Source organism: Pseudomonas sp. PSB11, assembly GCF_014596605.1.
GTDB classification, from domain to species: Bacteria; Pseudomonadota; Gammaproteobacteria; order Pseudomonadales; family Pseudomonadaceae; genus Aquipseudomonas; species Aquipseudomonas umsongensis.
This window is the reverse complement of sequence record NZ_NOIO01000001.1, coordinates 284,867-303,533: the sequence shown is the minus strand read 5'-3', so window position 1 is coordinate 303,533 and position 18,667 is coordinate 284,867. Positions and strand designations below refer to the sequence as shown.

Annotated in this window: 14 protein-coding genes; 11 read left to right on the top strand and 3 right to left on the bottom strand. The window is 60.6% G+C overall.

Translation table 11 applies throughout. The features are described from left to right. The first annotated feature begins 3 nt into the window (after positions 1-3). The 8 genes from CGA21_RS01415 to CGA21_RS01380 are packed head-to-tail and all read left to right on the top strand — an operon-like array spanning position 4 to position 9,333. Entirely contained in the window at positions 4-1,032 is a 1,029-nt protein-coding gene (locus tag CGA21_RS01415; protein WP_188263383.1) for a hypothetical protein, read from the top strand. An 11-nt stretch (positions 1,033-1,043) separates the two neighbouring features. After that, positions 1,044-3,023 carry a vWA domain-containing protein gene (locus CGA21_RS01410; RefSeq protein WP_110748584.1) on the top strand — a complete coding sequence of 660 codons (1,980 nt, stop codon included), beginning with the start codon at positions 1,044-1,046 and terminating at the stop codon, positions 3,021-3,023. A gap of 10 nt (positions 3,024-3,033) precedes the next feature. After that, on the top strand, positions 3,034-3,735 hold the full coding sequence (locus CGA21_RS01405; RefSeq protein WP_188263382.1) for an ABC transporter ATP-binding protein: 702 nt from the start codon (positions 3,034-3,036) through the stop codon (positions 3,733-3,735). Further along, positions 3,719-4,942, top strand: a complete 1,224-nt coding sequence (locus tag CGA21_RS01400) for an ABC transporter permease (RefSeq protein WP_188263381.1) — start codon at positions 3,719-3,721, stop codon at positions 4,940-4,942. Before CGA21_RS01405 ends, CGA21_RS01400 begins: the two co-directional genes overlap by 17 nt. After that, on the top strand, positions 4,932-6,476 hold the full coding sequence (locus CGA21_RS01395; protein ID WP_110748133.1) for an SUMF1/EgtB/PvdO family nonheme iron enzyme: 1,545 nt from the start codon (positions 4,932-4,934) through the stop codon (positions 6,474-6,476). Before CGA21_RS01400 ends, CGA21_RS01395 begins: the two co-directional genes overlap by 11 nt. Before the next feature lie 34 nt (positions 6,477-6,510). Beyond that, positions 6,511-7,248: a hypothetical protein gene (locus CGA21_RS01390; RefSeq protein ID WP_110748136.1), complete on the top strand. Its 738-nt coding sequence runs from the start codon at positions 6,511-6,513 to the stop codon at positions 7,246-7,248. Positions 7,249-7,252: 4 nt separating this feature from the next. Next, a complete protein-coding gene (locus CGA21_RS01385; RefSeq protein WP_110748139.1) occupies positions 7,253-7,759 on the top strand; it encodes a hypothetical protein in 507 nt (168 codons plus the stop codon). Between the two features lie 56 nt (positions 7,760-7,815). Beyond that, positions 7,816-9,333, top strand: coding sequence for a vWA domain-containing protein (locus CGA21_RS01380; protein WP_188263380.1), 1,518 nt, complete (start codon positions 7,816-7,818; stop codon positions 9,331-9,333). A gap of 40 nt (positions 9,334-9,373) precedes the next feature. Here the strand turns inward: CGA21_RS01380 and CGA21_RS01375 are convergent, their stop codons facing one another. Beyond that, a complete protein-coding gene (locus CGA21_RS01375) occupies positions 9,374-10,294 on the bottom strand; it encodes a LysR substrate-binding domain-containing protein (protein WP_110748145.1) in 921 nt (306 codons plus the stop codon). Positions 10,295-10,451: 157 nt separating this feature from the next. Here CGA21_RS01375 and CGA21_RS01370 point away from each other — a divergent pair, with 157 nt between their 5' ends. Beyond that, on the top strand, positions 10,452-11,846 hold the full coding sequence (locus CGA21_RS01370; protein WP_188263379.1) for a NorM family multidrug efflux MATE transporter: 1,395 nt from the start codon (positions 10,452-10,454) through the stop codon (positions 11,844-11,846). A 105-nt stretch (positions 11,847-11,951) separates the two neighbouring features. On the opposite strand, the gene CGA21_RS01365 is transcribed toward CGA21_RS01370, so the two are convergent. Further along, entirely contained in the window at positions 11,952-13,625 is a 1,674-nt protein-coding gene (locus tag CGA21_RS01365) for a putative bifunctional diguanylate cyclase/phosphodiesterase (protein WP_110748147.1), read from the bottom strand. A 254-nt stretch (positions 13,626-13,879) separates the two neighbouring features. Here CGA21_RS01365 and rep point away from each other — a divergent pair, with 254 nt between their 5' ends. Together rep and CGA21_RS01355 are read left to right on the top strand one after the other, a co-directional pair. Continuing rightward, positions 13,880-15,889 carry a DNA helicase Rep gene (gene rep / locus CGA21_RS01360; RefSeq protein WP_110748150.1) on the top strand — a complete coding sequence of 670 codons (2,010 nt, stop codon included), beginning with the start codon at positions 13,880-13,882 and terminating at the stop codon, positions 15,887-15,889. Positions 15,890-15,946: 57 nt separating this feature from the next. Next, a complete protein-coding gene (locus CGA21_RS01355; protein ID WP_188263378.1) occupies positions 15,947-16,519 on the top strand; it encodes a xanthine phosphoribosyltransferase in 573 nt (190 codons plus the stop codon). A 130-nt stretch (positions 16,520-16,649) separates the two neighbouring features. On the opposite strand, the gene CGA21_RS01350 is transcribed toward CGA21_RS01355, so the two are convergent. After that, entirely contained in the window at positions 16,650-18,572 is a 1,923-nt protein-coding gene (locus CGA21_RS01350; RefSeq protein WP_188263377.1) for an acetyl-CoA hydrolase/transferase family protein, read from the bottom strand. Positions 18,573-18,667 lie beyond the last annotated feature (95 nt).

The following is an 18,667-nucleotide window of genomic DNA, read 5'->3' as shown; positions in this document are numbered from 1 at the left end:
GCAATGCCAATTCGTGTCGACCTGCTCGCGTTAGAGCCCAATGTGCCTGGCCAGGCCCGCCTCACGGTGAAGAAATGGCAGGGTGACGAGCAACAGCTGGAGTTTTCCATTCAGCGCAACCAGGACGGTTTTTACCTTCAGGACCACAAGGCCTGGAGCAACAATCCATTCTGGTTCAAGGTCTCGCGCTTCAACCTCACGGCCAACGGCGAAGCGTTGCAAACCCAGGTCGGACCGGACGTGGTTGACCCACTGCTGGAAGGCGGCGCCAACTCGCAATTCCAGATCGAACTGCGTGAACAGAGCCAAGGCCACGCCGACAAAGGCGTGGTGCGGCCAGGCGTCGGCTTGTTGCCGTCCACGGCCGGCGGCCAGACACGTTCGACTTACGGCGCTGTAGAACTGACGGCGCCCAGCGCACCGGCACCGGCACCGGAGATCCCGGAGATCCCGGATCTGCCTGAACTGACACTGTCCACCGCCGAGCCAGAAATGGAGTTGGAATCGGTACTCACCGACCGCGCCTATACGCCGCCTCCCGCACCGGTTAAGAAAAGCAACAAAGGCCTGATCGGCCTGTTGATTGTGGTGTTGCTGCTGGCGGCGGGCGCCGGATTCTGGTTCTACAAACGCACCCCGGCGCCTGCGGTTGCAGCCACTGCTGCCGCACCTGCCGGCGCCAATGCTCAAGCCTGCACCCTCGAGAGCATGAACAGCCTGCCCGAGTTGACCTTCGTCCAGACCTGCATCAAGGCGGCACCCGACAGTGCCAGGTTGCTGGAGATCATCGACCAGGCCAAGGCCAGTAAACACTGCGGTGTCGCCCAGCGCCTGTACGCCAATCGTGCCCAGGCCGGTGACGTGCTGATCGCCAACGCCTATGCCCGCGAATACGACCCTAAATACCTGAAGGCCAGCGAGTGCTTCCCGGCCGCGGACAACGCCACCGCCGCCTACTGGTATGAAACCATCCTCACCCAGGACCCGAACAATGCCGAAGCCAAGCAGCGTTTCGAGGAGTTGCAGAAGTGATGCGTTCACCCATGAGTCGACTCCTGCTGAGCGCTGCTACCTTGCTCGCGCTGTGCATCAGCCCGCTGTCCCAGGCCGATGACAAACCGCTGATCCAGGCCGGTAAAAAGACCCTGTTCCAACGTGTGCTGACCACACCGGGCTGCAAAATCAGCTCGACGGCGGGCGGTGCCGAAGGTGAAGCACAACCGGTCTTCAGCCGCTTCTATGTGTACGAACGTGCGCAAGCGAACAATGCCGAATGGCTGAAAGTCGGCCCCGACAGTTATGGCAAAACCATTGGCTGGCTGCCTGCCAGCTGCACCACCGACTGGAAGATGCAGCTGACGCTGGCCTTCACCAACCCGGCCAACCGCGACCGGCTGCTGTTCTTCAAGGACCGCGCCACCGTCGAAGGCATCCTTGATGCGCCGGACCCGGTCAGCAAAGTTGCGCCGCTGCGTGCCACGCTGAAAAAGGGCCAGCAGGCACCGGGCGTACTGGCTGAAGAACCTGAATACTTCGTCGACCTGCAAAAGCAGTTTTACCTGCTGCCGGTGCTCAGTGGCGAAGAAGTCATGACCGAAAGCGGTTTTCGCACGCGCCTGCTCAACGTCGCCTCCGTCAGCAAGCCGGATGACAAAAACGCCAAGGGCGGTGCTGCAAACAGCGCTGCCGGCAGCAAGGAAGCCGAAGATAAAAAAGCCAACCAGCTGAAGGAATTCAGTGCGGCCGTGGTATTTGTCATCGACTCGACGATCTCGATGGACCCCTACATCGACCGCACCCGCGAGGCGATCCGCAAGGTTTACCAGAAGATCGAAGCGCAGAACCTCGGCAAGCAGGTCAAGTTCGGCCTGGTGGCTTTCCGCTCCAACACCCAGGCGGTGCCAGGGCTGGAATACACCACCAAGATGTACGCCGACCCTACCAAGGTGAAAGACAGCGCCGACTTTTTCGCGAAGATCAAAGACCTCAAACAGGCCACCGTGTCGAGCAGCAGCTTCGATGAAGACTCGTTTGCCGGCGTCATGGAGAGCATCGACAAGGTCGACTGGAACCAGTTCGGCGCACGCTACGTAGTGCTGATCACCGACGCGGGCGCCATCGAAGGCGACGACAAGCTGTCGAAGACCGGCTTGAGCGCCGCACAGGTGCGTATGGAAGCCGCCAACCCGGGCGTGGCGATTTACACCCTGCACCTGAAAACCCCGGCGGGCGCCAAGGACCATGCCAAGGCCGAGGCGCAATACCAGAACCTGTCGACCTACCCGGGCACCAACACTTCGCTGTACTACCCGGTGAACGCTGGCGATGTGCAGGAATTCGGGCGCAAGGTCGACGCACTGGCCGGGGCGATCACTACACAAGTGAAAGCCGCCTACATGGGCGAAGACGCCATCGGCAGCGCGGCGAACGCCAAGCAGGACCCGGCCGACAAAAAGATGCTCGAAGACGCGGCGCTGATCGGCCACGCCATGCAACTGGCCTATCTCGGCGAGAAGACCAACAGCAAAGCCCCGCCAGTGTTCAAGGCATGGATCACCGACCGCGACCTGATCAAGCAGAACATCCCGACCACCGACGTACGGGTGCTGCTGACCAAGTCGCAGCTCAGCGACTTGAGCGATGTGATGAAGCAGATTCTCGATGCCGCCAACGAAGGCCTGATTTCGCCGACGGACATGTTCAATCGCCTGCGTTCGGTGGCGGCGACCATGGGCGCCGATCCCAATCAGCTCAAGCAGAACAGCAATGCCAAACTGGCGGACATGGGCGTCCTCGGTGAATACCTCGAAGACCTGCCCTATCAAAGTGAAGTGCTGAACCTGGATGAAGAAACCTGGAAGAGCTGGGATGGCCTGGCCCAGGAAAAATTCATCCGCACGCTGAACACCAAACTTCGGCATTACCAGCGTTACAACGCCGATGTCGACCGTTGGGTAGCTTTAGCCAAAGACAGCGATGCGCGGGACAACGTCTACCCCGTGCCGCTGGAAATGATGCCCTGACGAGACGCCGATGCTCGATATCAAGAACCTGCTGGTGCGCCGCGGTGAAGGCGCACAAGCCCATCACGTGCGACTGCCGCACTTGCAGGTCGGCGCCGGGGAAATCCTCGCCATCACCGGCGAGAGCGGCAGTGGCAAAAGCACGTTGCTCGAAGCCATCGGCCTGTTGCTCGCGCCGGTGGAACTCGAGCGCTTCCGGCTGGGCCCGACGCACGCTCAGGATATCGCCCAACTGCTGGCCACTGACGACCAGCCCGCTCTAGCCGCGGTGCGTTCACGGCACTTGGGATTCATTTTGCAGAGCGGCGGCTTGCTGCCGTTCCTGAGCGTGCGCGACAACATCAGCCTGCCGCGCCGTTTACTCGGGATGCCGGTGAAGAGCGATCACATCGACCACGCCGTTGACGTATTGCGCCTGCAAGGGTTGCTGGATAAACAACCCCAGGCCTTGTCGATCGGCGAACGCCAGCGCGTTGCCTGCGTTCGGGCAATTGCCCATGAACCGCTGCTGTTGTTGGCCGACGAGCCGACCGCCGCGCTCGACCCTCACAGTGCCCGGCGATTGTTCGAGTTGCTCCTGAGCCTGGTGTCGAGCATGGGCCTGAGTGCACTCGTGGTATCCCATGACTGGGCCTTGCTGAAAAATTTCGGCCTGCCGCGACTCGGCGCTATCAGCCATCAGGGAGAGACTCAGTTTGAACCGATGGACTGATCGCTTGCGCCTGCTGGGCTCGCTGGCACTGCAAGACCTCTGGCACGACCGCAAGGTCTCGCTGTGTATCGCCGCTTCCCTGATGGCGGTGATCGCGCCGTTGTTGTTGCTGTTCGGGCTCAAACACGGGGTGGTCAGCCAACTGCAGGACGAACTGCTGCGCGACCCGCGCAACCTTGAAGTGAAGATGCTCAGCAACGGTAACTACGACGCAGCCTGGATCGAACGTTTGCGCCTGCGCCCCGAAACCGGTTTTGCCCTCGGCCAGACCCGCTCGCTCAATACCCAGGCGGATCTGCTGATCGGCATGCAACGCTTTGTCGAAGGCGCGGAAATCATCGCCACTGAGCCCGGCGACCCACAGCTGAACCTGGGGTCCCTCAACCCCGTCGGCAATCAGGTGATCCTCAGCGCCAGTGCCGCGCAGCGCTTGCAGGCCAAGGCCGGCGACAACGTGCAGCTGCGCGCCTTACGCCGCCTGGAAGGTGTCAATGAACGCGGCGAAATGACGCTGACGGTACTGGCCGTGCTCGACGGTGCCCGCTTCGGTCGCGCTGCCGGGTTTGTCGCCCCGCCGCTATTACTGGATCTGGAGCGTTTTCGCGACGGTTATCAGGTCAGTGAATTTGGCGTTACCACCGGCAAGCCTCAGGATAATCTACAACCGCTGTATGCCCGCGCCCGCGTGTATGCGCGCGATATCGATCAAGTCGCGCCCCTGGAACACTGGCTAAACGAACAACACATCGAGACGTCGAGCCGACTGGCCGACATCGACAACGTCAAAGCCATCAACCATGTGCTGGGGTTGATCTTCGGTGTGATTGCCATGGCGGCACTGATCGGCTGCGTGGCGTCCATGGTTGGCGCGTTCCTGGCCAACATCGATCGTAAACGCAAAAGCCTGGCGGTCCTGCGCCTGCTGGGTTTCAAGCGCAGGTCCGTCGGCGGCTTCGTGGTCCTGCAAGCGCTGGTGCTGGGTCTGGCCGGCTACGTGGGCGGGCTGGGGTTTTATGCGGTGGGCAGTCATTTGTTCGACTCCCTGCTCGGCAGCAGCCAGACCACCGGAACGTTCGTTTGCCACATTACTGTCTGGCACGGCGTTGCCGCCCTGTTCCTGACCTTCCTGGTCGCCGCCTTGGTGGCCATGATTGGCGCGCTGAGAGCCATCAACATCCAACCTGCGGAGAGTTTGCGTGAGCTATAAACGTTTTGGGTTGCTGTTAACCCTGGGCCTCGGCTACTTGCTCGACGCCTCGGCGGCGGGCTGGGAAGAGAAGTATTACAACCCGATGCCCCAGGCTGGCGACGTCGTGCTGCCAATGCCCTGCGAAGGTTCGATGGTGTTTCGCAAGGTGTTCATTCCGGTCGCAGGTCCCCTGGATGACTACCCTATCAGCATCGGTCAGGACGGCGCAGAATACGGCTATGTCGAACAAACCCGTCCGACCTTCATCGCCGGCAGCTTTACCGGAGCCAAGAACGACAAGTCCCGCTACTACCTGATGGCCAAATACGAGATGAGTCAGTTGCAGTACGCCGCGCTGACCGAAGCAACCTGCCCCACCGCTGCCACCAAGATGCGCCTGCCGCAAACGGCGGTCAGCTGGGTGCAAGCCATCGATGCCGCCGACAAGTACAACCTGTGGCTGCGCAAAAACGCCGCTGGCAAGCTGCCCAAGGAAGACGGCGCCCAAGGCTTCCTGCGCCTGCCAACCGAGGTCGAATGGGAGTTTGCTGCGCGCGGCGGGCTGGAAGTCGGTGCTGCTGAATTCCGCGACACGCACTACCCGATGCCAGAAGGCATCAACGCCTACGAGTGGTTCGCCGGGGCGCAATCGTCCAACGGCAAAGTGCAATTGACCGGTCTGCAAAAGCCCAACCCGCTGGGCCTGCATGACATGCTCGGTAACGTCGACGAAATGATGTTCGAGCCGTTTCGCCTGAACAAGCTCGACCGCCAGCACGGCCAGGCCGGCGGCTATGTCGTGCGTGGCGGAAATTACCTGACCGCGCAGGCCGACCTGCATACGGCAATACGTAGGGAAGAGCCGTATTACAACGCCGAAGGCCAAGTGAAAAACAAGACCACCGGCCTGCGACTGGTGCTGGTCTCCCCGACCCTCACCTCCCGCGAACGGGTCGCCAGCATCGAAAGCAGCTGGAAGAAACTCGGCACCGGCAGCAAGGAATCCGAATCCGCCGACAAAGGCACCGTACAATCGCTGAACAGCCTCGCCTCGGGCGTCGAAGACAAAGCGCTCAAGGAAAAGCTCCAGGCTTTGGAGAACCAGCTGCGTGCCAGCAACCAGCAGCAGGAAGAAACCCGCGACCAGGCGATCCGCGCCAGCCTCAACCTGGGTGCGTTCCTGTGCACCAAGATGCTCGACGACGGCCAGTACGTGGACTTCCTGCAAAAGAACTACAAGCTCAACTGCGAAAGCGCAGACAAAGATGCCAGTTGCGACATGCGTAAAACCAAGCTCGAGGAGCAGAAGGACCGCCTGCACAAACTCAGCCGTTACTACGCCAGCAGCCTGGTGGAATCGGCTACGTTGTACGGCCAGCCACTGCTTGAAACGCAAGTCCCGGTGATGGAGGAAATCATCACCCGCAACAAACAGCTGCAAGACCTGAAACCTTACTTGCGCACCCACTGGGCCAATCAGAAGGCGTTCCTGCAAAAGCAGAAAATCGATACTGAAGCCTGGCTGACCAGTTGCAAAACCGTCTCTCAATAACAACGCGTCAACACCGTTACGTAGGAGTTTCACCATGTCGCGCAGCCTTTGGACTCGCTTCAAGCTACAGATCGCTTTCGTAGTCGCCGGCAGCCTGCTAATGACCGGTTGCGCCAACACCGGCAGCTCCATGCTCGGCGAAGGCGAAGGCGACGGTACCGACCCTCGCCTGACCCAGGGTAACGACGCAGAGTTCTTCAGCAAGTCCGGATACCAGGCCTGCGCTGTCGGCGCCGGTGTCGGCATCCTTGCTTGCGCGCTGTCCAACAGCAACAACAAGACCGTGTGCGTCATCGCCGCCGGTATTACCGCGTGTGGCGTGGCCATGGGCGCCAACTATTACCTGGATCAACGTCGCGCCGAATACGCCGACACCACCACCCGCCTGGCGAAGATGAACAGCGACGTAGAACAAGATACGCAAAAGGTGATCGCCCGCACTGCGACCGCTCAGCAAGTGATCAATGATGATCATGCGCAAATTGCCCAGATCAAAAAGGACATCGCCAACAAGAGAGTCGACAGGAACAGGGCCCAGGCGCAAATCGCAGGGATCGATTCGGACATCGCGCGCCTGCGCAAAGACCTTGCCAACATGCGTACCAAAGTCACCGAGTACCGCAAGGTGGCAGACGCCGAGCGTTCACAAGGCAGCAGCGCCGAGATCAGGCAAGTGGAGATGAACATTCAGAGAATGAACCAGAAAGTCGTCAGCCTGCAGAAGGAAGTCGACGCCCTGTACAGCCAACGCTCCGCAATTACCCTGGGCTAAACACATGACACCAAGACAACTGATGGTCATCACTGCCGTCCTGGCCCTGAGCGGATGCGCGACCCAGCCCGGCGAATGCGATGCGACCAATCGCGACAGCAGCATGCTGACCAAGATGAACTGCGACTACTCCGGTGGTTACAGCGATCAGGTCAAGCAGAAGGAACTGGCCCTGAGCGAGTCCCGACGGCAAAACGCAATGTTCCGTCAGGTGTACGAGAACATTCAGGCGCAGCAGCTCAGCACCAAGGCCGATCTGGCCAGCCAGCAGAAATCCCAGGCGGCGCTGAATCAATCGCTGGCGCAACTGCTGAGCTCGCTCAAGGCCCGGCGTGGCAATGAAGCCCAGGTGCAGAAGCAGATTGCCGACCTCGAGAAGCAGCTCAAGGCTTCGCAAGCGGCGCCACCGACCAAATCAACACCCGCGGCACTGGCGGCCAAGCAGCAAGAGCTGAAAACATTGCAGAAAAAGGTCAACCAGCTGCAGTTCAGCCTCGGCTACGAAGAGTAACTTTTCACCCCGCAAGCATCCCGAGGGATGCCTGCACTTTTTCAGGAATCGTCGTCATGCAGCGGGTCATCAGGGATGCGCAAGCCACATCGGAGGGGATGAGTGCGCTGCAAGCCAAAGTCGCCCTCATCCAGAAACACTTTCCGCCGACCGTCGCCAGTCTGTTTGCCATCCCGCGGATGGGCAGCGGCGACGTGCTGGAATGGTGGACTGAACTGGGTGGCCAACCCACGCCTTATGCCGATCTCAACGAAGACGCGCAACGACGCTTGCTGGAAACCTATGAGGTGCGTCAGACGTCCCTCGCACAGCTGGCGGATGAACTGCAAAAACGCGGTCAACCGACCGAAGCGCAAGACCTGCGCAGCCTGCTCGGCACGCCTGAGCTGGACAAGCTCTACAGCCTCAACGGTGAGCCTTTGGTGGTGCGCTGGAACCAGCGCCCGCCCAAACCGATCGTGCCGCCAGTGATTCCGGTGGCCCCGGTCGTACCGCCGTCGCGGCGTGGCTGGTGGATCGCGGCGGCCTTGCTCGCGCTGCTGTTGCTGCTTCTGGCGCTCTGGCTCTGGTGGTTCCTGCACCGTGAGCCGGTGGTCGTGGTTCCGCCTGTAGCGCCTGTAGCGCCTGTAGCGCCGGTGGTTACGCCGGCTGAGAAACCGCTTGAGAAACCGGTTGAGCCCGCCCCCGCGCCTGTCGTGGAACCGGAACCGAAACCTGTTCCGGCCCCCGAACCCACGCCAGAACCGGTGCCGGAACCCAAGCCGGTCCCACCACCAAAACCGGCACCGGCACCGGCACCCGTACCGGAACCCAAGCCGGCCCCGCCACCCAAGCCGGTTCCACCACCAAAACCGGTAGTGGCTGCCCCGCCACCAGCCCCGCCACCAGCCCCGACGCTGGACAACTTCGCATGCCGCAAAACAGCGCCGAAGTCAGAGGTCCCGCAGTTCGTGGTGGTGCTCGACACCTCGGGTTCGATGGATTTGAACATCAAGGCAGTGAGAGCCGACGAGGACTGGTTCTACGGTCCTGACATCAACAAGCTGCTGGACCCGAACCGCACCATGCGGCTTACCGCCAAACCCAGCCGCATGGACGTCGCCAAGGAGTCGCTGGCCGGCATGATCAACGGGCTGGACCCGAAGATTGATACACGCCTGATCACCTTTGCCGGCTGCGAAAGAACACCGGACCGGGGTTTGTTCAAGTTCGGCGATCGCCCGCGGCTGATCAACGGGATTCGAGGCCTGGTTCCCGACGAAGGCACACCGCTGGCCGACAGCCTGGCCCACGCGGCGAGCACGGTCGACGGGCGCAATAACGATGCCGTGATCGTGATGTTCGTCGACGGCGAAGACGGTTGCGGACAGGATGTTTGCGCGGTATCCCGTCGAATCGCCAGGGAACAACCACGCCTGCGGGTCAACGTGGTGAAAATCGGTGCGGGCGGCCCGTCACGCTGTATCGCTGAAAATACCGGAGGTCGGATTTACAACAGCACCAACGCAGCTGAGTTGGGTAACCTGTTAAAACAGGCGAGCAAGGAAGTATCCAGCAATGCCAAGTGTGACTAGCCTGGCGACGGATCCGCCATTGAGGCTTGCCGGCGATGATTCAGCTCAAGTGCTCGACCGCCGGTAACTCCATGGCCCGAACCTCGCCCAACAGAAAAACGCTGAGGCGGCGCAAACGCTCACCTCCGGGGCGGGTTTTCGGCCAGACCAGGTAATAATTCTCACCGCTGGCGACCGCCGTCGGCCACGGCAAACTCAGGCGTCCCTGCGCAACATCTTCAGCCACCATCAACAAATCGCCCATGGACACGCCATAGCCTCGGGCGGCGGCGATCATCCCCAACTCCAGCGTGTCGAACACCTGGCCGCCCTTGAGTGAGACCTGGTCGGTCAGGCCCATGCGCTCCAGCCAGCTGCGCCAGTCGCGACGGTCGGGCGTTGGGTGTAGCAGTTCGGTGCTGGCCAGTCGTGCGACGTCCCACGGCTGATCGTTCAGAAGATTAGGCGCGCCCACCGGAATCAGTTCCTCTGGAAATAACAAAGTAGCCTCCCAGTCCGGCGGGAAATGCCCGTTGCTGAGGATCACGGCGCAATCGAACGGTTCCTGATTGAAGTCCACCGAGTCGATGTCCATCCAGGCGCTGGTCAGCTGTACTTCATTGCCCGGTTGAAGGTGCCGAAAGCGGCTGAGCCGCGCCAGCAACCAGCGCATGGTCAAGGTCGACGGGGCTTTCATACGCAGGATGTCGTCTTCGGCGCGCAAGGTATTGCAGGCTCGCTCCAGGGCAGAGAAACCGTCGCGAATGCCCGGCAGGATCAACCGCGCCGACTCAGTGAGTTGCAGATTGCGCCCGCTGCGGTGAAACAACCGACAGGCAAAATGCTCTTCGAGCGTACGAATATGCCGACTGACCGCACTTTGGGTAATCGACAACTCTTGCGCAGCCTGGGTAAACGATGTGTGACGCGCCGCTGCTTCAAATGCGCGCAGAGCATATAAAGGAGGAAGACGACGCGACATCAGGAAAGCTCCTACAGCGGTTTTGAATACCCTAGCAGAAAATCTCCAGCATGAGTTTGACTCATGCTACCCATCCTTTTTATCCCTTTGTGCAATCCCCGTAGAGCGCCGAGAATCGACGCTTTCCTGTCTCCTTTGATAATCGAGCGTGATGACCATGCAGCATCCAGCGCGTATTGAACTCTGGGCCATCCTGCGGCTGGCGGGGCCGCTGATCGCCTCGCAGTTGGCGCATATGTTGATGGTACTCACCGACACCTTGATGATGGCGCGACTGAGCCCCGAGGCCCTGGCGGGCGGCGGGCTCGGAGCGGCGACTTACTCGTTCGTGTCGATTTTCTGCATCGGCGTGATCGCGGCGGTCGGCACCCTGGTGGCGATCCGCCAGGGTGCGGGCGACATCCTCGGCGCGACCCGGTTGACCCAGGCCGGGTTATGGCTGGCCTGGTTGATGGCGCTGGTGGCGGGCTTGCTGCTGTGGAACCTCAAGCCGGTACTGCTGCTGTTCGGCCAGACTGAAAGCAACGTCCAGTCGGCCGGTCAGTTTCTGATCTTCCTGCCGTTCGCCCTGCCCGGCTACCTGAGCTTCATGGCCCTGCGCGGCTTCACCAGCGCCATCGGCCGGGCAACGCCGGTCATGGTCATCAGCCTGGGGGGCACCGTCGCCAACTTCCTGCTGAACTACGCGTTGATCACCGGGATGTTCGGTTTGCCGAAACTGGGGCTGATGGGCATTGGCCTGGTCACGGCGATTGTCGCCAACCTGATGGCGCTGGCGCTGGCGTGGCACATTCGCCGGCACCCGGCCTACGATGCCTATCCCCTGCGCCGGGGTCTGTTGCGGCTCAACCGACAGTACCTGAAGGAGCTCTGGCGCCTGGGGCTGCCGATTGGGGGCACCTATGCCGTGGAGGTTGGGCTGTTTGCCTTCGCCGCTTTGTGCATGGGCACCATGGGCAGCACGCAGCTGGGGGCGCACCAGATCGCCCTGCAAATTGTCTCGGTGGCCTTCATGGTGCCCGCGGGGATTTCCTACGCGATCACCATGCGCATCGGTCAGCACTACGGTGCCGGGCAGCTACTGGACGCACGGCTGGCCGGAAGGGTAGGCCTGGCTTTTGGCGCGGTGGCGATGCTGTGCTTTGCGATGGTCTTCTGGCTGTTGCCAAATCAGCTGGTTGGGCTGTTTCTCGATCACAACGACCCGGCGTTTCGCGATGTCATCAACCTGGCGGTGAGCCTGCTGGCAGTGGCGGCATGGTTCGAGCTGTTCGACGGCACGCAAACCATCGCCATGGGCTGCATTCGTGGGCTCAAGGACGCCAAGACCACCTTCCTGGTGGGCCTGGGCTGTTACTGGCTGATCGGCGCCCCGGCAGCCTGGTGGATGGCGTTCCACTTGCACTGGGGGCCAACAGGCGTCTGGTGGGGCTTGGCGCTGGGGCTGGCCTGCGCGGCGGTGGGCCTGACGCTGGCGTTTGAATGGAAGATGAAGCGGATGATTCAGCGGGAGCCGGTATCAGGAGATTTCGACGCCATCCAGGCCGAATGAAACCTTTGTAGGAGCTGGCTTGCCAACGAAAGCGGTGAGTCAGTCGACAACCTTGTTGAATGACCCACCGATTCGCTGGCAAGCCAGCTCCTACAGGTTTTGTGTTCAGACCACGATTTCCAGTGGCGCCTGCTGGCTGCCGTCAAACATCAGGTACTCCACCAGCTCCGCCAACGGCAACGGCTTGCTGATCAGGTACCCCTGCACCTGATCGCAATCGAAACCGCGCAACAGATCCAGTTGCTCCGGCGTCTCCACGCCCTCGGCAACGACTTCCAGGTTGAGGTTGTGCGCCAGGTTGATCATCGCGTGCACCAGTTGACGGTTTTCTTCGCGCTGTTCCATGCCGCCGACAAAGCTCTTGTCGATCTTCAACAACGTGATCGGCAGGCTGTTGAGGTGCACAAAGGATGAAAAGCCGGTACCGAAGTCATCGAGGGAGAAGCGCACACCCAGGCGCCCAAGGGCGTCCATGGTCTGCTTGACCAGGTCGCTGCGGCGCATGACCGCGGTTTCGGTCAGTTCGAATTCCAGCCACTGCGCTTCGACTCCGCGCTCGCTGATCAGCCGACTCAGGGTCGAGAGCAACTGGCTGTCCTGAAACTGTCGGAACGACAGGTTGATCGCCATGTGCAACGGCGGCAAGCCTAGCTCAAGCAACGCCTGCATATCGCGCAATGCCCGGGAAATGACCCAGTAACCCAGCGGCACAATCAAACCGCTCTGCTCGGCCAGGGGCACGAACTCGCTCGGTGGCAGCAAACCGCGCTCGGCATGACGCCAGCGCACCAAGGCTTCGAGGCCGACGATTTGCCCGTCTTCAAGGTTCATTCGCGGCTGGTAATGCAGTTCCAGCTCATCGCGGCGCAAGGCCCGGCGCAGCTCGGTCTCGAGGTCGGCGATACTGCGGGCATTGCGGTTGATGCGTTCGTTGAAAATATGAAATGTGCAGCCCTGGGTGCTTTTCGCTTGCTGCATGGCGATATGCGCGTGCCACATCAACGGGTCGGCGCCCGCCTGCGCTCGTGCATGGGCAATGCCCAGGCTGGAGCCGATCAGCAGGCTTTCGCCGTCGACCCAATAAGGCTCGGCCAACGCTTCGGTAATGCGCTCGGCCATCCATTCGGCGCGCTCAGGAGCGCGGCGGGTGTCGATCAGCAAGGCGAACTCATCGCTGCCCAATCGCGCCAGTTGATCGCCGGCTTCGAGCTGGCCTTTGAGCCGCGCGACCACTTGCAGGATCAGGCGGTCACCGGCCTGGTGGCCGAGGGCATCATTGGCGTAACGAAAGTTATCGAGGTCAAGATGGCCGAGGGCCAGGCCACGACCCTCGTTTTCCGCCAGCCGCGCCGTCAAGAGGGTCTGGAAACCCTGGCGGTTGGCGATGCCGGTCAGCGGATCCTGCTCGGCCAGGCGTTGCAGGGTGTTTTCCAGTAAGCCGCGCTCACGCACATGGCGCAGGCAACGGCGCAACATGCCCGGGTCAAGATGGTCACGCACCAGCCAGTCGCTTACACCGTCGGGCGCGATCATGGGTTCATGCTCGAGCAGCAACACCGTCGGCAGGCAGCAACGGCCCGGCGCCGGCTGGAGAGCCGGGATCGTCAACAACACCGCGCTGCGGTTGTCATCGAACAGACTGCTGACCGACTCCCAGCTCGGCGCACTGATGAGCACGGCCGAGCTCCCCATCGGAGCCAGACACTCGCGCAACAACGCTGCCCACGCTGGCTCTTCGGCCAATAGCAGCAAACGCAAGGGTTCGACAGGCGTAGACAAGCTAGCTCCCTAGACTCTGCAAAGATGTAGGCGACGGCATTATGCCGCGCCGATCCCTGATGACCAATGGACATCCGAGGCCGTTGTATCCGGAATTACGAACATTAGACGCGAATTCGTTGTGCATCCTGCGTGAAAGTAACAAAACCGGCAAATACAGATCGCGCTGTACGTCACAAGTCGGAGAGAGCAGCACAATTCTCTGAGCCTGTTAAAATGCCGGCCCATTTCGTGACTGACTCCTGAATTTACCTATGTCCCGACTCAATCCCCGGCAGCAAGAAGCCGTGAGCTATGTCGGCGGCCCTCTTTTGGTGCTCGCCGGTGCAGGCTCCGGCAAGACCAGCGTAATCACCCGAAAGATTGCCCACTTGATCCAGAACTGCGGCATCCGCGCCCAGTACATCGTTGCCATGACCTTCACCAACAAGGCCGCGCGCGAGATGAAGGAGCGGGTCGGCACCCTGCTGCGCGCCGGTGAAGGCCGCGGCCTGACGGTCTGCACGTTCCACAACCTGGGCCTGAACATCATCCGCAAGGAACACGCGCGGTTGGGCTACAAGCCCGGTTTCTCGATTTTCGACGAGACCGATGTCAAGTCCCTGATGACCGACATCATGCAAAAGGAATACTCGGGCGACGACGGCGTCGACGAGATCAAGAACATGATCGGCGCCTGGAAAAACGACCTGATCCTGCCGGCCCAGGCGCTGGAGAACGCGCGCAATCCCAAGGAACAGACCGCCGCCATTGTCTACACCCACTACCAGCGCACGCTCAAGGCGTTCAACGCGGTGGACTTCGACGACCTGATCCTGCTGCCGGTAAAGCTGTTCGAAGAGCACGCCGACATCCTGGAAAAGTGGCAGAACAAGGTGCGTTACTTGTTGGTGGACGAATACCAGGACACCAACGCCAGCCAGTACCTGCTGGTGAAAATGCTGATCGGCAAGCGCAATCAGTTCACCGTGGTAGGTGACGACGACCAGTCGATCTACGCCTGGCGCGGCGCCCGCCCGGAAAACCTGATGCTGCTCAAGGAAGACTACCCTTCCCTGAAAGTGGTGATGCTGGAGCAGAACTACCGCTCCACCAGCCGCATCCTGCGCTGCGCCAACGTACTGATTTCGAATAACCCCCACGAATTCGAAAAGCAGCTGTGGAGTGAAATGGGCCACGGCGACGAGATCCGCGTGATCCGCTGCCGCAACGAAGACGCCGAAGCCGAGCGCGTGGCGGTGGAAATCCTCAGCCTGCACTTGCGCACCGACCGGCCTTACAGCGATTTCGCGATCCTGTACCGGGGTAACTATCAGGCCAAGTTGATCGAACTGAAGTTGCAGCATCACCAGGTTCCCTATCGCTTGTCCGGCGGCAACAGCTTCTTCGGGCGCCAGGAAGTGAAAGACCTGATGGCCTACTTCCGTCTAATCGTGAACCCGGACGACGACAATGCCTTCCTGCGCGTGATCAACGTGCCGCGCCGCGAGATCGGCTCGACTACGTTGGAGAAACTGGGCAACTACGCCACCGAGCGAAAAATCTCAATGTATGCCGCCACCGACGAAATCGGCCTGGGCGAGCATCTGGACAGCCGCTTCACCGATCGTCTGTCGCGCTTCAAGCGCTTCATGGACAAGGTCCGCGAGCAATGCGCCGGCGAAGACCCGATCTCGGCCCTGCGCAGCATGGTCATGGACATCGACTACGAGAACTGGCTGCGCACCAACAGCTCCAGCGACAAGGCCGCCGACTACCGCATGGGCAACGTGTGGTTCCTTATTGAAGCGTTGAAAAACACGCTCGAGAAGGACGAAGAAGGCGAAATGACCGTCGAGGACGCGATTGGCAAACTGGTGCTGCGCGACATGCTCGAGCGCCAGCAGGAAGAGGAAGACGGTGCCGAAGGCGTGCAGATGATGACCTTGCACGCCTCCAAGGGGCTGGAATTCCCCTACGTATTCATCATGGGCATGGAAGAAGAAATCCTGCCGCACCGCTCCAGTATCGAAGCCGACACCATCGAGGAGGAGCGGCGCCTGGCCTACGTGGGCATTACCCGCGCGCGCCAGACCCTGGCCTTCACTTTTGCCGCCAAGCGCAAGCAATACGGCGAGATCATCGACTGCGCACCGAGCCGCTTCCTCGATGAACTGCCGCCGGACGACCTGGCCTGGGAAGGCAACGACGACACACCGACCGAAGTCAAAGCCGTGCGTGGCAATAGCGCATTGGCGGATATACGCGCGATGTTAAAGCGCTAGAATTGACCACATTTATTTAGACCTTCGGCGCAAAAGGCGCCAAACGAGGACAGCTTCATGGAAGCACTGCACAAGAAAATTCGCGAAGAAGGCATCGTGCTTTCCGATCAGGTCCTGAAAGTCGACGCCTTTCTGAACCACCAGATCGACCCGGCCCTGATGAAGCTGATCGGCGATGAATTCGCCACGCTGTTCAAGGATTCGGGCATCACCAAGATCGTCACCATCGAAGCCTCGGGCATTGCGCCTGCAATCATGACCGGCCTGAACCTGGGTGTGCCGGTGATTTTCGCGCGCAAGCATCAGTCCCTGACCCTGACTGAAAACCTGCTGTCGGCGACCGTCTATTCGTTCACCAAGCAAACCGAAAGCACCGTGGCGATTTCTCCGCGCCACCTGACCAGCAGCGACCGCGTGCTGATCATCGATGACTTCCTGGCTAACGGTAAGGCGTCCCAGGCGCTGATCTCGATCATCAAGCAAGCCGGTGCCACCGTGGCCGGCTTGGGGATCGTGATCGAGAAGGCGTTCCAGGGCGGTCGTGCTGAGCTGGATGCCCAGGGTTATCGTGTTGAGTCGCTGGCGCGCGTGCAATCGCTGGCTGGCGGCGTCGTGACCTTCATCGAGTAAAGCCGCCACACCGCATCTCCCCTGTGGGAGCGGGCTTGCTCGCGAAAGCGGTGGGTCAGTCGACATCAACTTTGACTGACACACCGCTTTCGCGAGCAAGCCCGCTCCCACATTTGTTTTGTGGTGTTAGTTATTGCGCGGTGACCTTCAGGCCGGTTAGCAGCAACCGCTGAAACAGGTCTTCTTTCAAGCCATCCGGGCTGGTCAGTTGCATCCGTTCCAGATGTTCCGGGTACGAAGAAGGCTCCGGCGCATCCAGCGCAGCCTTGCCCAACTCCAGCACTTCGCTGAGTTTGAATTTGCTCTTGAGCCAGTTCAGCGCCCGCAACAGGTCCCGCTCCACGTCGGTGAAATCGCACCCCAGCGGATACTCCGGAAACAACTGCGAATGCAGCGCCTCAATCCCCAGCAACCGCTGTGGTGTGTTGTCGGTAAAACGCGGGTCCAGGTGGAAATCCTTCGGTAACTTGCCGACCTTCTGTGCCTGCTCGATCAAGCCCGGCTGAAAACGCGAGTCGCTGATGTTCAACAGGGCTTCGATCACCGCCGCATCCGTCTTGCCTCGCAGATCGGCAATGCCGTACTCGGTAACCACGATGTCCCGCAGGTGCCTGGGGATGGTGCAATGACCGTACTCCCAGACAATATTGGAACTGACGTCACCCGCCGACTCACGCCAGCTACGCAGCAGCAACACCGAACGCGCACCTTGCAGCGCATGGCCCTGGACAACGAAGTTGTATTGCCCACCCACCCCGCTGACCACGCGCCCATCTTCAAGCTGATCCGCCACACCGGCGCCTAGCAGGGTTACGGTAAACGCGGTGTTGATAAATCGTGCATCGAGCCGCTGCAGGCGTTTGAGCTCTTCCTGCCCGTACAGCTCGTTGATGTAGCTGATGCGGGTCATGTTGAATTCGAGACGCTTGCTCTGCGGCAATTCTCGCAGGCGCTGATAGAAACTGCGCGGGCCGAGGAAGAAGCCGCCGTGCACCGAAATACCGTCGGTTTGCGCCGCTTCGTCGAGGGTTCCGGCATTGGCCTGCCGTTGGGTCGGCACGTCCGGGTAAACCTTGCGCCGCACGATCCCGGCGTCAGCCAGCACCAGCAGGCCGTTGACGAACATTTCGCTGCAACCGTACAAGCCTTTGGCGAACGGTTCGGTGCCACCTTCGCGCTCGATCAACTGCGCCCACGGGTCAAGATTCAGGTCGCTCAGTAAAGCCTTATAGGCGTCGTTGTCAGCCTGACGCGCCAGCAACGCAGCGGTCAGCGCATCGCCCATGGAACCGATGCCGATCTGCAGGGTGCCGCCATCACGCACTAGTGTGCTGGCGTGCAGGCCAATGAAATGATCCTGGAAACCCACCGGCATGTTCGGCGTGGAAAACAGCGTGGTGCTGTCTTTCTCGTCGATCAACAGGTCGAAGGTGTCGATGCCGACTTCAGCGTCACCGGGCATGTAGGGCAAATCGTCGTGCACCTGCCCGACCATCAGGATCGTCTCCCCTTCTGCACGGCGCCTGGCAACCATCGGCAGCAGGTCGAGGGTGATGTCCGGGTTGCAACTCAAGCTCAAGCGATCGGGGTGTTCGGGATGACTGGCCACCAATTGAGCAATCAAGTTCAAACCAGCAGCGTTAATGTCCCGGGCGGCATGGCTGTAGTTGCTGCTGACGTAATCCTGTTGCGCCGTGGCGCTGTTGAGCAGACTGCCGGGCTGCATGAAGAATTGCTGGATGTGAATGTTGCCCGGTAAATCATCGCGACGCAGGTCGGCGAGGAATTCCAGCTCCGGATAATCGCCGAAAACCCGTTCGATAAAGGGTTCAAGGAAGCGCTTTTGCAAGCCATCGCCCAAGGGCGGGCGCCCCAGGCACAACGCGGTGTAAATCGTCAGCCGTCGCTCAGGCAACTGAGCGATTCGTTGATACAGCGCGTTGGCGAAGTTATTCGGTTTACCCAGTCCCAAGGGCAAGCCCATGTGAATATGCGCTGGCAACCTCGCCAACACTTCATCGACCGCTTGCTCGATAGAACACAGCTGTACCATCCGATCCTCCCGTACATTCCATGAATGAGGTTGGACCGAGCTTGCCGGGTCTTTGCTTCGGCCGCCACAAAAAAACATTGTAGGAGCGAGCATGC